This window comes from Pseudomonas marincola, from assembly GCF_900116605.1.
Classification (GTDB): Bacteria; Pseudomonadota; Gammaproteobacteria; order Pseudomonadales; family Pseudomonadaceae; genus Aquipseudomonas; species Aquipseudomonas marincola.
The window spans coordinates 925,548-939,409 of record NZ_FPBC01000001.1 but is presented as its reverse complement, the minus strand read 5'-3'; the positions used below and the strand labels follow the sequence as shown (position 1 = coordinate 939,409).

The 13,862-nt window shown below is 58.6% G+C and carries 13 protein-coding genes; 1 reads left to right on the top strand and 12 read right to left on the bottom strand.

All coding sequences use genetic code 11. The features are described 5' to 3' along the window. The first annotated feature begins 44 nt into the window (after nt 1–44). Nucleotides 45–512, top strand: coding sequence for a copper chaperone PCu(A)C (locus BM395_RS04385; protein WP_090509094.1), 468 nt, complete (start codon nt 45–47; stop codon nt 510–512). Between the two features lie 104 nt (nt 513–616). Here the strand turns inward: BM395_RS04385 and BM395_RS04380 are convergent, their stop codons facing one another. The 12 genes from BM395_RS04380 to BM395_RS04325 form a co-directional block, all read right to left on the bottom strand. Next, complete coding sequence (locus BM395_RS04380; protein WP_090509092.1) at nt 617–1,564, bottom strand: adenosine deaminase; 948 nt, start codon at nt 1,562–1,564, stop codon at nt 617–619. Between the two features lie 146 nt (nt 1,565–1,710). Next, the gene (locus BM395_RS04375; protein WP_069899724.1) at nt 1,711–2,670 is read right to left on the bottom strand and encodes a 2-oxoglutarate and iron-dependent oxygenase domain-containing protein; all 960 of its coding nucleotides are present in this window, start codon (nt 2,668–2,670) and stop codon (nt 1,711–1,713) included. A gap of 94 nt (nt 2,671–2,764) precedes the next feature. Continuing rightward, the gene (locus BM395_RS04370) at nt 2,765–3,847 is read right to left on the bottom strand and encodes a BMP family ABC transporter substrate-binding protein (RefSeq protein ID WP_069899645.1); all 1,083 of its coding nucleotides are present in this window, start codon (nt 3,845–3,847) and stop codon (nt 2,765–2,767) included. Between the two features lie 303 nt (nt 3,848–4,150). Next, the gene (locus BM395_RS04365) at nt 4,151–5,506 is read right to left on the bottom strand and encodes an 8-oxoguanine deaminase (protein WP_069899644.1); all 1,356 of its coding nucleotides are present in this window, start codon (nt 5,504–5,506) and stop codon (nt 4,151–4,153) included. Nucleotides 5,507–5,688: 182 nt separating this feature from the next. Next, on the bottom strand, nt 5,689–6,375 hold the full coding sequence (locus BM395_RS04360; protein ID WP_090509090.1) for an SDR family oxidoreductase: 687 nt from the start codon (nt 6,373–6,375) through the stop codon (nt 5,689–5,691). A 201-nt stretch (nt 6,376–6,576) separates the two neighbouring features. Continuing rightward, a complete protein-coding gene (locus BM395_RS04355; protein ID WP_069899642.1) occupies nt 6,577–7,503 on the bottom strand; it encodes an ABC transporter permease in 927 nt (308 codons plus the stop codon). Nucleotides 7,504–7,545: 42 nt separating this feature from the next. Continuing rightward, nucleotides 7,546–8,652: an ABC transporter permease gene (locus tag BM395_RS04350; protein WP_069899641.1), complete on the bottom strand. Its 1,107-nt coding sequence runs from the start codon at nt 8,650–8,652 to the stop codon at nt 7,546–7,548. 10 nt (nt 8,653–8,662) lie between these two features. Continuing rightward, on the bottom strand, nt 8,663–10,237 hold the full coding sequence (locus BM395_RS04345; protein WP_090509088.1) for an ABC transporter ATP-binding protein: 1,575 nt from the start codon (nt 10,235–10,237) through the stop codon (nt 8,663–8,665). A gap of 191 nt (nt 10,238–10,428) precedes the next feature. Then, nucleotides 10,429–10,986 carry a DUF922 domain-containing protein gene (locus tag BM395_RS04340; RefSeq protein WP_090509086.1) on the bottom strand — a complete coding sequence of 186 codons (558 nt, stop codon included), beginning with the start codon at nt 10,984–10,986 and terminating at the stop codon, nt 10,429–10,431. Further along, nucleotides 10,983–11,570 carry an IMPACT family protein gene (locus BM395_RS04335; protein ID WP_090509084.1) on the bottom strand — a complete coding sequence of 196 codons (588 nt, stop codon included), beginning with the start codon at nt 11,568–11,570 and terminating at the stop codon, nt 10,983–10,985. The genes BM395_RS04340 and BM395_RS04335 overlap by 4 nt, the downstream gene beginning before the upstream one ends. Nucleotides 11,571–11,582: 12 nt before the next feature. Further along, nucleotides 11,583–12,248: a TetR/AcrR family transcriptional regulator gene (locus BM395_RS04330; protein WP_069899637.1), complete on the bottom strand. Its 666-nt coding sequence runs from the start codon at nt 12,246–12,248 to the stop codon at nt 11,583–11,585. A 304-nt stretch (nt 12,249–12,552) separates the two neighbouring features. Further along, entirely contained in the window at nt 12,553–13,854 is a 1,302-nt protein-coding gene (locus tag BM395_RS04325) for an NTP/NDP exchange transporter (RefSeq protein WP_090509082.1), read from the bottom strand. Nucleotides 13,855–13,862: the final 8 nt, after the last annotated feature.

Here is a 13,862-nt window from a genome sequence, read left to right as displayed (position 1 = left end):
AACCGCCCGTGCTGCGGGCGGTTCGTTTTACTTTTGGAGTGTTTATGTTGAAGAAAACGTTGTTACTGGTGACATTGATGGTTCCCTGCATGTTTGCCTCAGCGCATGAATACGATGCGGGCCAGTTGCACATCGAACATCCGTGGTCACGCGAAATGCCGCCAGTTGCGCCGGCTGCTGCGGCCTATTTCGTGGTGGAAAACCATGGCAAGGAAGCGGATGCGCTGATCTCGGTCAGTAGCCCACAAGCGGGTCTGGCCCAGATGCACGAGAACCTCATGGAAGATGGCGTGATGAAAATGCAGGAGGTTAAACGCGTCGGCATTCCTGCAGGCGGGGAGGTGCGTTTCGAGCCCAAGGGCTACCACGTCATGCTGATGCAGTTGAAAGGGCAAATGAAGGACGGTGAGCGTTTTCCGTTAACCCTTAACTTCGAGAAATCGGGCGCTGTAACAGTTGAAGTTGCTGTGCAAAAAGCCGCGCCGGACGAACACGGCGAGCACCAGCACTGAGTTTATATCTGGGTCACGCTAGCCGGGCTACGCTTGGTTAGGCACCCAGTTAATAACAGTGACTAGCAAATGTTCAGGGGGCCATTGAGCCCCCTGATTGCGCTTTAGGCCAGACGAGCGTCGAGACTGTTCTGCGCCAGTTTGCGCGCTTGCGATTCGGTCATGCCGAGGCTGTCGTACAACGCGGCGAAGTTCTCGCCAACGTAGCCGCCGAAGTAGGCCGGATCATCCGAGTTGACGGTGACTTTGACGCCGCGCTCAAGCATTTCGAGAATGTTGTGCTGGCGCATGTCATCGAACACGCACAGTTTGGTGTTCGACAGCGGGCAGACTGTCAGTGGAATTTGCTCGTCGATAATGCGCTGCATCAGGCGCTCGTCTTCGATAGCGCGTACACCATGATCAATCCGTTCAATCTTGAGCAGGTCCAGTGCCTGCCAAATGTATTCGGGCGGACCTTCTTCGCCAGCGTGAGCAACGGTCAGATAACCCTCGCTGCGCGCCTTGTCGAATACCCGCTGGAACTTGCTCGGTGGATGGCCCATCTCGGAACTGTCGAGGCCGACGGCAATAAACGCGTCGCGAAATGGCCGTGCCTGATCAAGCGTGACAAAGGCTTGTTCTTCGCTCAAATGCCGCAGAAAGCTGAGGATCAGGCCGTAGCTGATACCGAGCTTTTCCTGGCCATCCGTGAGTGCCTGCTGGATGCCGTTAACCACCACTTCGAACGGAATGCCGCGATCGGTGTGGGTTTGCGGGTCGAAGAACGGTTCGGTATGAATCACGTTCTGCGCCTTGCAGCGCAACAGATACGCCCAGGTCAGGTCGTAGAAATCCTGCTCGGTGCGCAGCACGTTCGCGCCCTGATAATAAAGGTCGAGAAACTCCTGCAGGTTGTTAAATGCATACGCGCTGCGCAATGCCTCTACATCGGTCCAGGGCAGGGCGATCTTGTTGCGCTCGGCGAGTGCAAACAGCAGCTCGGGCTCAAGCGAGCCTTCAAGGTGCAGGTGCAGTTCGGCTTTGGGCAGGGCATTTAACCATTCGTACATATCGAAATCTCATCGCAGGGCTTATCGGGCAACAGTTTAACCGCTGGGTCAGGATTGGTGCGAATCGGCGAGTGTAATTGTCGGGGGATAAGCGATGATCGCAGCCTGGGTAAAGTGAGAATTACCCAGGCTACAGTCGCTTTGATTTACGCTTCTTCGCGGCGATAGGCGTAGGTATCGGCAAAGCGCGACAGCAGGTAGGCGGCGCTGGTGGTGCTCGGGTATTTCGGCGGGTTGTTGGCGTCCGAGCAGCCGGGCAGGCAGCTGATTTCGGTGTCCGGGTGCGGTTCTGCGAAGAACGGCATCGAATAGCGATCAACGCCCAGCGGGCTGATGACCCGGTGCGGCGTCGACTTGTAACGGTCGTTACTCCAGCGCGCCATCATGTCGCCCAGGTTCACCACGAAGCTATCGGCGATTGGCGGTGCATCAATCCATTCGCCGTTGATGTTCTGCACCTGCAAGCCACCGGCTTGATCCTGATACAGCAGGGTGATGCAGCCGTAATCGGTATGTGCACCGGCGCCTTGCTGATCTGCGCTGGTCGCGGTGTGGCGCGGCGGATAGTGGATCATGCGGAACACGCTGATGGGCTCTTCGAAGCGTGTATCAAAGAAGTCACGCTCAATGCCCAGAGCGATGGTCATGCTGCGCAGCAGGGTTTTTGCCAGCTCGTGCATATCGACGTAATGGGTTTCCATCAGGTCTTTCCAGCCGGCGATATCCGGGTGGCGATTAGGGCCGCGCAAGGGTTTGCCGGCCAGCACTTCGGGGTGCTCGGCGGGCATGTGGAAACCCATGTCGAAGGTTTCCTTGAGGTCGCTGGGTTTGCTCGGGTCGAGTTGCTCGGTGGCAATCGCGCCATAGCCCCGGTGATGCGCGCTCTGAGTAATATCGATGGCGAGCTTTTCGGTGTCGGGACGGGCGAAGAAATCTTTGGCGGTATCCAGCAGCGAGCTCATGCGCTCACGGCTGATTGGATGACCGGTGATGTAGAAAAATCCCCATTCACGACACGCCGCATCAATGGCGTTGGCGACAGCCAGGGATGCATCCGGGTCGTTGCCGTACAACGGGGCGATATCAATAACGGGCAGTTTATCAATGCTCATGCAATTCTCACGTTCAGTTGCAGATACACCTTGGCCCGGCACCCGGAGTTAACCGGATGCCGGGCCAGTGCATCTTTTACTTAGGCTGTTATTTAGGCAGCTCAGCTTTAACATTTTCTACGTAGTAGTTCATCGACGCCAGTTCGGCGTTGGTCGCCACTACACCGTCAGCCAGTTTGACTGCACCGCTCTGATCCTTGATCGGGCCGGTGAACGGATGAAATTCACCCGACTTGATGCTGGCGATAATCTTCTCGGCTTCAGCTTTTACGTCAGCCGGCACGATGTCGCTGATCGGCAGTTGAATGGTGTCGTCATCCAGGCCGCCCCAGTAATCCTGAGACTTCCAGGTGCCGGCCATAACCGCTTCGCTGGCCTTGATGTAATGCGGGCCCCAGTTGTTGACGATCGAGGTGAGTACCGCTTTCGGGCCGAAGTGGGCCATGTCCGAGGCGTAACCAACTGCGTAAACACCGCGACGTTCTGCGGTCTGGATCGGCGCCGGGCTGTCGGTGTGCTGGAAGATAACATCCGCACCCTGATCGATCAGCGCGTTGGCGGCGTCAGACTCTTTGCCCGGATCGAACCAGGAGTTGACCCAGACCACTTTGATTTCGGTGCCCGGATTGTACTTGTCGAGTGCTAGCTGGATCGAGTTGATGTCGCGGATCACTTCCGGAATCGGGAAAGAGGCCACATAACCGACAACCTTGGATTTGGTCATCTTGGCTGCCAGATAGCCACCGACATAACGGCCTTCATACGAGCGCGACAGGTAAGTGCCGAGGTTTTTCGCTTGTTTGTAACCGGTGGCGTGTTCGAAGGTTACCTTCGGGAACTGTTTGGCCACTTTCACAGTTGGGTTCATGTAGCCGAAAGAGGTCGAGAAAATCAGGTCATAACCGCCTTTTGCCATGTTACGGATAACACGTTCGGCATCAGCACCTTCCGGTACGTTTTCAACGAAGCTGGTTTCGACTTTATCGCCCAGTTTCTCCGCGAGTGCCTTGCGGCCTTGCTCGTGTTGATAAGTCCAGCCGTGGTCGCCGATAGGCCCGATATAGACGAAGCCGACTTTCAGCGGGTCAGCGGCTGAGGCGCTCATGGCGGCGCTGAAACCAAGGGCGGCGACGAGGGTGCGCAGCAAGGGTCCTTTGCTCTTCTTGTGCATAGCGGGTGTTGCTCCGTAAATGTTGGGTGATGGCGTGATTATGCTTGTTATACGTTGACCGTAAGTCAACTGCAAAAAACTGACCAACTAGACAATTACCCCGTGTAATTACTTCGCAAACCTGTAACTGCGCGTAAAGGCAGGCTGGCGGCGAGGCTGTGAGCGAGCCGCGCCACCCTAGAAATACCCTGCTTAGTGTTGCTGCTTCGCTTAAACAACAAACCCCGCACAGGCGGGGTTCGTTGATGGTGCGGCTGATCAGCTGGCTGCCGATGCAGTGCCTCTTTATGGTGCAGCGGCTCTTTAGCCGGCGATCAGTTCCTTGGCGGCCTGACGGTGATCGGCGATCAACTGAGCGACATCGAGGCCTTCGATCTGGCCGTCGATTACGCGCCACTGGCCGCCGATCATCATGCGGTCGGCACGGTCCGAGCCACACAGAAGCATGGCGCTGATCGGGTCGTGGCTGCCGGAGAAACGCAGCTCGTCGAGCTTGAAGAAGGCCAGGTCCGCCTGCTTGCCGACGGCGATTTCGCCAATGTCGCTGCGTCCTATGAGTTTGGCTGAACCCTTGGTTGCCCAGCCCAATGCGCGTTCCGGGGTGATGGCTTCGGCGCCGAAGCGCAGGCGCTGAATGTACAGGGCCTGACGCGCCTCCAGAATCATGTTCGAGGCATCGTTGGACGCAGAACCGTCAACGCCCAGACCAATCGGTGCGCCAGCCGCTTCCAGGTCGACAGTCGGGCAGATACCCGAAGCCAGGCGCATGTTTGAGCTTGGGCAATGGCAAATGCCGGTGCCAGCCTGACCGAGACGGGCGATTTCATCCGGATTGAAGTGAATGCCATGTGCCAGCCATGTACGCGAGCTGAGCCAGCCAACACTGTCGAGATAGTCGACCGTGCGCAGGCCGAAGCGCTGCAGGCAGAACTCTTCCTCGTCCAGTGTTTCAGCCAAGTGGGTGTGCAGGCGCACGTCCATTTGCTCGGCCAGTTGCGCGCTCTCGCGCATGATTTCCTGCGTTACCGAGAACGGCGAACAAGGGGCGAGGGCGATCTGCACCTGCGCGCCATCACCCCGCTCGTGGTACTCCTTGATCAAGCGCTGGCTGTCTTCAAGAATCACCTGGCCTTGCTGCACGGTCTGTTGCGGCGGCAGGCCACCGTCGGCCTCGCCCAGGCTCATCGAGCCCCGCGTTAGCATTGCCCGCATACCCAGCTCGCGAACCACATCGACCTGAATGTCGATAGCGTTTTCCAGACCGCCGGGGAACAGATAATGGTGGTCGGCTGCGGTGCTGCAACCTGAAAGCAGCAACTCGGCCAAGGCCACTTTACTGGCCAGTGCCAGCTTTTCCGGGGTCAGACGTGCCCAGACCGGATACAAGGTTTTCAGCCATGGAAACAACGGCTGATTGACCACCGGGCCCCAGGCGCGGGTCAGGGTCTGATAGAAGTGATGATGGGTGTTGATAAGCCCCGGCAGCACAACGTGCTCGCGGGCATCAAAGACCTGAGTGCAAGGGCGCGAAGGCTCCTGACCGGCTTTGAGAATTTCCGTGATGATGCCGTGCTCGACAACGATACCGCCCGATGCATCAACATCGTTGGCAGTGAAAATATCGAGAGGGTTTTTGATCCAGATATGAGTGGTCGGCATGTGCAGGCCTCTGAGTGGGATTTCAGGTAAGCCAGCTCAGTGTTAACCCTGTCTGCTGATCCAGGTGCGTCAGACAAAATCTGACCGGCGCTAAAGATACCCGCCGTCGCGCGTCAGTTCAACCGGACCTGACGCGCGACGGCGGTATTCAGAAGCATTTTGCAGGCTGCGTCTGCTGCAATTTACCAGGTCAGAGTCTGGCCTTTGTAATCAACGAAGTGATGGCCGCCCTTGCCGCTGAACTGCTCTATCTGGGTAACCAGACCGGCACAACTGGTGGCTACATCAATATCGGCATTCGGCCCGCCCATCGCGGTTCTGACCCAGCCCGGATGCAACGACAATACCGTTGGTCGATTGCCTTCAAGGCTGCAGACAAAGGTGTTGGTCAGCGAGTTGAGAGCGGCCTTGCTGGCTTTGTACAGCGCCATCTCGTTGCCTTCTGGCATGGTTACACTGCCGAGAATCGAGCTCATGAACGCCAGCACGCCGGTGTCAGGGCGCAATTGTGAGACGAGCTTTTCGGCGAGGCGAATAGGCGCAACAACGTTGGTCATGAACAGCTGGCCCAGTTCAGCCTGGGTCGCCTGGCTTGCGCTCTGGTGTTCAGGCCCGAGAATACCGGCGTTGACGAAAATCAGGTCAAACACCTGGCCGTCGAGCTGGTTGACCAGTGCCTGAACTGAGGCGCTGTCGTCGATGTCGAGGGTTTCAATCGTGACCCCGTCGATAGCGCGCAGCTCGTCGCAGCGTTGCGGGTTGCGAACCGTGGCGCTGATGTTCCAGCCGAGGCTATGCAGTCGCTCGACCAGACCAAGCCCAAGCCCGCGGGAGGCGCCGATGATAAGGGCGGTTTTGACAGTTTGCATGGGTCGCTCCAAGTTGATCCGGAGCGACTATGTTGCGCGGTTACAGGCCGAATATGCAAACGGCTTGTAACGCGCCAAACCAACTTGCGTATGGCTGTTTATCTGCATGGCTTGGGCGGGTGACTGACACCACGCCCAACCGCTCAACTCAGTGACTCAGATGGGCCATACGTGGCGGTCTGAAATCGCCACGGCTGCTAATCAATGCCCCGACTGCCAAGGCTTGCCGAGTGAAACCGGAGCAAACAGGCGAGTCTTGATCGCGTCACGCGAGAGCAGCACCAACACCACGATGGTCGCCACATACGGCAGCATCGCCAGCAGGTTACTCGACACCGAAATACCGATGCCCTGAGCAACCAGATGGACAATGCTGGCCAGGCCAAACAGGTAGGCGCCGAGCAACACACGGAACACCCGCCAGCTGGCAAACACCACTAACGCCAGAGCAATCCAGCCACGCCCGGCGGTCATGTTTTCCGCCCACATCGGCGTGTACGCCAGCGACAGGTAGCTGCCGGCCAAACCGGCCATCGCGCCACCGAACATGACTGCCAGCGTGCGCACACGCAATACCGGCAAGCCCATGGCGCTGGCGGCGTCGGGGTTTTCTCCGACAGCTTGAATGATCAGGCCAATACGGGTTTTCAGCATCACCCACGCCACCAGCGCAAACAGCGCAAACGACAGATACACCAGCAGATCCTGCGCAAACAGCATGCGCCCGATGAGGGGGATATCACTGAGATACGGTAGCGCAATCGGCTCAAAACCAGTCAGTGGTTTGCCCACCCAGGCCGCCCCGGCGAACGTTGAGAGGCCCACGCCGAAGATGGTTAATGCAAGGCCAGTGGCGACCTGATTGGCGTTGAAACCCAGCGCCACAATTGCGAACAGCAGTGAAAGCAACATGCCCGCTGCAATCGCCAGCAACACGCCGAGCCACAGGCTGCCAGTGCTGAAGGCAACGATAAAGCCGATTACCGCGCCGAACAGCATCATGCCTTCCTGGCCCAGATTGAGTACGCCGCTCTTCTCGCACACCAGTTCACCGAGCGCGACCAGAAGCAGAGGCGTGCCCGTGCGCACCATGGCGTAGAAAATGTTAGTCAGCAGATCAATATCCATGCGCTTGAACCTTGCAAATACGGGCCAGAGAGAGAAGAAGATTCATACCGCCGCCTCGTTGCTAACCGCGGCTGATGAGCGTTTGAACAGACCGGCCTTGAGCCGTGGGCGATACATGATCAGCACGTCGCAGGCGAGCAGGAAGAACAGCATCATGCCCTGAAACAGCTGAGTGATTGCCTGCGGCAGGTTCATGTTCATCTGCGCGTTTTCCCCGCCCAGATACAGCAGCGCCATGAGCAAACTGGAGAACACAATGCCAATTGGATTCAAACGGCCGAGGAAGGCCACGGTGATTGCTGCGTAGCCATAACCGGGGGAAACCTGCGGCACCAACTGGCCGATTGGGCCAGCCACTTCACCCACTCCGGCAAGCCCGGCCAGGCCGCCACTGACCAGCAGTGCGAACCAGACCAGACGCTTCTCGCGAAAGCCAACAAAACCTGCAGCGCGGCGGTCCAGTCCGAGCACTTTTACCTGAAAGCCGAGAAAGCTCTTGTGCAGCAATACCCACACCGCCACCAGCGCCAGCAAGGCGAAGTACAAACCGGCATGCACCCGGCCATCTTCGCTGAGTACCGGCAGGCGGCTGGCATCGCCGAACATGGCGGACTCGGGGAAGTTGTATCCCGCCGGGTCTTTCAGCGCACCGTGGACGAAGAACAGCAACAGGTTCAGTGCGATGTAGTTGAGCATGATGCTGGTGAGGATTTCATTGGCGTTGAATTGTGTACGCAGCCAGGCGGTTAAACCGCCCCACGCCGCGCCCGCAACAATCCCGCTGATGATGACCAGCGCCAGTGCCCATTGGCTTTCCCAGTCGATGATATTGACCGCCACCGCGCTGCCGGCGAGTGCGCCGATCAGCAGTTGGCCTTCTGCGCCGATGTTCCAGATGCGCGCCTGATACGCCACCGCCAGGCCCAGTGCACAGAGCAGAATCGGCAGGGCTTTGACCAGCAGTTCGGAGACGCCGTACCAGTCGCTGAGCGGTGCGATTAACAGGGTGTGCAGGGTTTCCAACGGGTCGTGGCCGAGTGCCAGAAACAGCAGCGAACCGCTGATGAGCGTCAGTACGGCTGCCAGCACCGGTGATAACCAGAGCATCGCGCGCGATTGCTGGCCGCGAGGTTCGAGGGATAACAACATAAAAACTCCGTCAGCTCAGCGGGGCAGGGTTAGCTGCGGCCTGATCAATAGGGGAAGGATTGGCGCCGAATTCACCGGCCATCCAGCGGCCCACTTCAACTTGGCAGGTGCTTGGGGTATCGGTCAGTGCGCTGAGTTTGCCGCTGCTCAATGCGCCGATGCGGTCGCAGATCTGGAACAGTTCGTCGAGGTCTTCGGATATCACCAGAATCGCCGCGCCAGCATCGCGCAGGGCGATCAGGGCGCGGTGAATCGCGGCGGCTGCGCCCACATCAACACCCCAGGTCGGGTGTGCGGCGACCAGCAATTTGGGTTTTTGCATGATCTCGCGGCCGAGAATGAATTTTTGCAGGTTGCCGCCGGACAAACTCCCGGCTGGGGTTTCTGCGTCCGGCGTCTTGACCGCGAAGCGGCGGATGATTTCTTCGGCGAAGGCCACAACCTTGTTGCGCTTGATCAGGCCATTGCTCACCAGCCCTTGCTGAAAAGCAGTGAGCAGAGCGTTGTCGCTCAGGCTCATGTCGGGCACCGCGCCATGCCCCAAACGCTCGGCCGGTACAAAGGCCAGCCCGAGTTTGCGCCGGGCATCGGGGCGCAGGTTGGCAACTGGCTCGCCGGCAAAACGAATGCTCGCGGCATCGCGCTTGTGCAGCAACTGCTCGCCGCTGAGCATTGCCAGCAGTTCGTCCTGACCATTACCGGCCACCCCGGCGATCCCCACAATTTCACCGCTGCGCACTTCAAGGTTGATGGCGCGTAACGAGGTACCAAACGGGTCGGCGTTTTCCCAGCTAAGTTCGTTCACCTGCAGAAAGTGCTCGCCGCCCTGAACTTTGGCGTAGGTGCTTTCAAGGCCTTCTGCATCGCCCACCATCAGCCGCGCCAGTTCCAGATCGCTGCAGTCACGGGGCACGCAGTGGCCAGACACCTTGCCGCCGCGTAATACCGTAGCACCGTGGCAAAGCGCGCGTACTTCACCGAGCTTGTGGCTGATAAACAAGATGCTGCAACCCTCGGCAGCGAGCCGGCGCAGGGTAGCGAACAACTCGTCGGCCTCTTGCGGAGTGAGCACCGAAGTCGGCTCATCAAGAATCAGTAGTTCGATGTCCTGCATCAGACATCGTACGATCTCGACGCGCTGGCGTTCGCCAATCGACAAGCTGTGAACCAGCCGCTCCGGTTCAAGCGCCATGCCGTATCGCTGCGAAACCTCGCGAATACGCCCTTCAAGCTGCTTCGGCGTACCCGCGGCGCGGCCCATGGCCAGCGCAATGTTCTCGGCCACTGTCAAGGTTTCAAACAGCGAGAAGTGTTGGAACACCATGCCGATGCCGAGGCTGCGCGCCATTGCCGGGTCGCGCATCTTCACCGGCTTGCCGCGCCAGACAATTTCACCGCTGTCGGGCTGGGTAACGCCGTAGATGATTTTCATCAGGGTGCTTTTGCCAGCGCCGTTTTCACCCAGCAGGGCGTGGATTTCGCCCGGCTGAATGTTCAGATCGATGCGATCGTTGGCCAGACAGCCGGGGTAGCGCTTGCTGATGCCGCGCATCTGCAGGCGCAGAGATTCGGGGGAAACGGACATGGGCAGTGACTCTAAATGACAACGTGCGCTTTATAAGCAAAAACTTGGCCAGTAAGTCAGAAACCTGCACCGGCGCGGTTAAATTTTCGACTGCCTGTCTGGTGATGTCAATTTGGCACCGATTTGGTGCGCTTGTTGGCCAGTGTGGTGCGCCTGCATGACGGGTTGGCGTTTGGACAAAGTTTCACGCGTCAGTCAGGCAGTACCGCGCCCTGCGATGTGCCATGTCCGGTTTGCAGGTCGTAGTCGAATTCCTGTTGCCTGTAGTGCTCAAGAATGCCTTGCGCCTGTTCATTGGCCACCCGCTGCAAAGTGTTGCAATCGACTTGTTCGGGCAGCGTTCGCAGGCGCTCGTCGATGGCGCTGGCGGCGGCCTGAGCGATGGCGTAATGGCCCATTTCATGTCGTTTCAGCGCGCGTAAGTATTGGTCAAATTGAGCATGTATCTGGCTGTTGCCGCCACGCAGATCGGGCAGGGTCATTTGTGCGTTCAGGCGGGTCACGGGATGGCGTAGCTGGCAGCGGCCGTTGCTTTGCTGATACCAAAAGAAACGCCAACTGATGTCCCAGCGGGTATATCCGATGAAGCGCTGCCCGCCAAACGTAATCGGCGTAGCGCCACGCAGCACGGCGCCGAGCGTTGGCTGGCTCGTGCCCCAGGCAATGTAGGGTGTTTGCTCAAGTTGCTGCTGTACCTCTGCGCGCAGGGGCAGGGCGAAAACGAGCAACAGCAACAGGCAGGGTTTCATTGGCGTTGCAGAACTGCGCGACCTCGGCTGATATCAGCCAGCAGTATAGCCAGTTCATCGATGCGGGCATCGACCACGGCCAGTTGCAGGGTGGCGCCTTCGGCATTGAATGTTTCGCTTTCCAGTACGAAGTCCGGGTCATCCTGCAGGCGGGATTTGAATAGCGCCAGTTCGCTGAAGTGACAATGGCAACTGCACTGCGTGCGCTTGACCAACTCCTTGCGCTCGGCGGCCTGCAGGCATTTGTTCGCGCTGCCGCCGTAGGCGCGGGCGAGGCCGCCAGTACCAAGCTGAATGCCGCCGTACCAGCGAATCACCAGCACTGCGACCTGATCGCAATCCTGGCCTTCAATTGCGCTGAGAATGGGCCGGCCTGCAGTTCCGCCGGGCTCGCCGTCGTCACTGAAACGATATTGCTGGCCGACCTTCCAGGCCCAGCAGTTATGCGAGGCGCTGGCATCGCTGTGCTGGCTGATAAACGCTTGCGCCTGTTCGGCGCTGGTGACGGGGGCGGCGTAGGCAACGAAGCGGCTTTTACGGATTTCCTCGCTGTACTCGCAAGGCTGGAGCAGGGTGAAAGGCATGGGCGTTGAGTGTCACTCGGCAGTTGGCTTGAGGCCGCAGCCCTTGAGAATAATGGTGATAAGGTTTTGCGTGGCGCTGTCGAAGTCCTGCTTGGTGAGCTTGCTGCGACCGGTCACGCGGCACACCTGCGAGGCGAAGTCCGCGTAGTGTTGCGTGCTGCTCCAGAGCAAAAATATCAGGTGAACCGGATCTACCGGGTCCATTTTGCCAGCGGCTATCCACGCCTCGAATACCTGCGCACGGCCTTTGAACCAGACCAGATAGTCCTGATCGAAGTATTGCGAGAGGTACTCGCCGCCGCTGATCACCTCCATCGCAAAAATCCGCGAGGCCTTCGGATAACGCCGCGAGAATTCCATTTTGGCGCGAATGTAACGGCTCAGTGCCAGTGCCGGATCATCATCAACCGTGAGGCTGTTGAAGGTGCTGTCCCAGAGTTCGAGGATATTGCTGAGTACGGCCAGATACAGGCCGAGCTTGTTGTTGAAGTAGTAATGCAGGTTGGCTTTTGGCAGGCCGACATTCTGCGCGATGGTATTCATGCTGGTGCCTTTGAAACCATGGCGCGCAAATTCTTCTTCGGCTGCAAGAATGATGGCTTCCTCGTTTTTCTGACGAATCCGGCCTGCGGGTTTGCCCGGGGTATTCGTTCTGTGCGCTGGAACTTCAAAGGTCATGACGGGTTCGCTTTTTTCTGGCAACGAGTGCAGAGATACCCCAGTGCCGCGGGCGTGACAAGCTCTGCAGTCAGAAAAAAATAGCCAGCCGAACTTGCCGGTGAAAAACGCACTTTACTGGTGCGCGTTGCGATGGCGACGCACGCTTTTGTCGCTTGGTGCGCAGCGCAAAGGCTTGGTTTTGAGCGCTTGTGCCAGATTGAGCCCAGCTTGGACTTAGCAGCAAGCGACGCTCGCGGATTGCCAACCGAGCGCTGCCTGATCGGCTGGAGCTGTCGTCAACTCGTCTGCCGGTGCCCGATCCTTAAACGCTGTGTTCATCACCGCGCGGTTTGATTTGCTCGCGTTGGCCGCCCAAGTACCAACCGAGTGCGGCCCAAATGGCAGCGCAGACTGCACCTGCTATTGCTGCAACCCACACGCCGTTACTCAGGCTGTCGATCAGGGTCTTGGCCCAGGCGCTGGCCGCATCGCCGGCGCGGTAAACCACGGTGTCGATGAAGTTCTTGGCCTTGTACTTGGTTTGCGCATCGAGCGGTGCAAAGAGCATTTCACGGCCCGGCCGCACGCAGGCGTATTCACCTACTCTGCGCACAATCATCAGGGCGGCAAGCATGGCGAAAGTAGGCGCCAGAGCCAGACCGATAAAGCCCAGACACACCAGCAAAGGTACGCCGGCGAGCAGCGCGCGAATGCCGAAGCTTTGTGCGATGCGCCCGGTGATGAACAGCTGCGCGATCAGTGATAACGCCTGCACGGTGAAGTCGATCAAGCCAAACACCCGCACTTGCTGCTCGCGGGTGGGGAATGTTTCGGCGACCAGTCGCGCCTGCTCGATGTACAAAAACGTACTGGCTGTCGCCAAAAGAATCACAAATACGCTGATCGCCAACAGATACGGCGAGCGGGCGACCAGGCTAAAACCGCTGAAAGGATTGCCGAGAACCGGGCGTTTCGGGCTTTCATCGCTCACAGCGCCGGGGCGACCGGCGCCGCCCTGGCTGCGCCAGTTCATCAGGTAACGCTTGGCCAACAGCGCGATGGCCAGCAAGGTTGCGGCGCAGAGCATCAAGCCACTCTCGCCGAGCCAGCCGATCAGCAACGCGCCTAATGCCGGGCCGAGTAAACCACCGCAACTGGCACCGGCGGCGATAAAGGCAAACAACCGCTTGGCTTGCTGGCTGTCGAACACATCGCTCATCAGGCTCCATGCCACGGAGACCACGAACAGGTTGTAGACCGACAGCCAGACGTAAAAGCTGCGGGCTAGCCACACATCGTGTTGCAGCTGGCTGAATAAGCTGGCGAAGATCAGCAGATTGCTGATGAAAAATGCGTAGACCCAGTCGATGTAACGCTCACGCGGCACGTTAGAGTTGAGCCAGGCGAATAGCGGCACGGCGATCAGCATCAGCACGAATGTGGCGCTGAACAGCCACTGCAAGTTATCCACACCGCCGACGATGCCCATGGTTTCGCGGATTGGGCGAAGCATGAAATAGCCGCAGAACAGGCAGAGAAACAGGCTGAAACCGCACAAGGCCGCCACCAGCTCATTGGCCTCGGCGTTAATTGCCTTGGCCAGTCGCGGCGCCGCGTTAATCATCTATCCGG

What these genes read in the sequence shown, in the direction of transcription:
- BM395_RS04325 (WP_090509082.1), bottom strand. Translation starts at nt 13,854, where the DNA reads ATGATTAACGCGGCGCCGCGACTGGCCAAGGCAATTAACGCCGAGGCC.
- BM395_RS04380 (WP_090509092.1), bottom strand. Translation starts at nt 1,564, where the DNA reads ATGTACGAATGGTTAAATGCCCTGCCCAAAGCCGAACTGCACCTGCAC.
- BM395_RS04355 (WP_069899642.1), bottom strand. Translation starts at nt 7,503, where the DNA reads ATGGATATTGATCTGCTGACTAACATTTTCTACGCCATGGTGCGCACG.
- BM395_RS04335 (WP_090509084.1), bottom strand. Translation starts at nt 11,570, where the DNA reads ATGCCTTTCACCCTGCTCCAGCCTTGCGAGTACAGCGAGGAAATCCGT.
- BM395_RS04350 (WP_069899641.1), bottom strand. Translation starts at nt 8,652, where the DNA reads ATGTTGTTATCCCTCGAACCTCGCGGCCAGCAATCGCGCGCGATGCTC.
- BM395_RS04360 (WP_090509090.1), bottom strand. Translation starts at nt 6,375, where the DNA reads ATGCAAACTGTCAAAACCGCCCTTATCATCGGCGCCTCCCGCGGGCTT.
- BM395_RS04330 (WP_069899637.1), bottom strand. Translation starts at nt 12,248, where the DNA reads ATGACCTTTGAAGTTCCAGCGCACAGAACGAATACCCCGGGCAAACCC.
- BM395_RS04385 (WP_090509094.1), top strand. Translation starts at nt 45, where the DNA reads ATGTTGAAGAAAACGTTGTTACTGGTGACATTGATGGTTCCCTGCATG.
- BM395_RS04365 (WP_069899644.1), bottom strand. Translation starts at nt 5,506, where the DNA reads ATGCCGACCACTCATATCTGGATCAAAAACCCTCTCGATATTTTCACT.
- BM395_RS04345 (WP_090509088.1), bottom strand. Translation starts at nt 10,237, where the DNA reads ATGTCCGTTTCCCCCGAATCTCTGCGCCTGCAGATGCGCGGCATCAGC.
- BM395_RS04340 (WP_090509086.1), bottom strand. Translation starts at nt 10,986, where the DNA reads ATGAAACCCTGCCTGTTGCTGTTGCTCGTTTTCGCCCTGCCCCTGCGC.
- BM395_RS04370 (WP_069899645.1), bottom strand. Translation starts at nt 3,847, where the DNA reads ATGCACAAGAAGAGCAAAGGACCCTTGCTGCGCACCCTCGTCGCCGCC.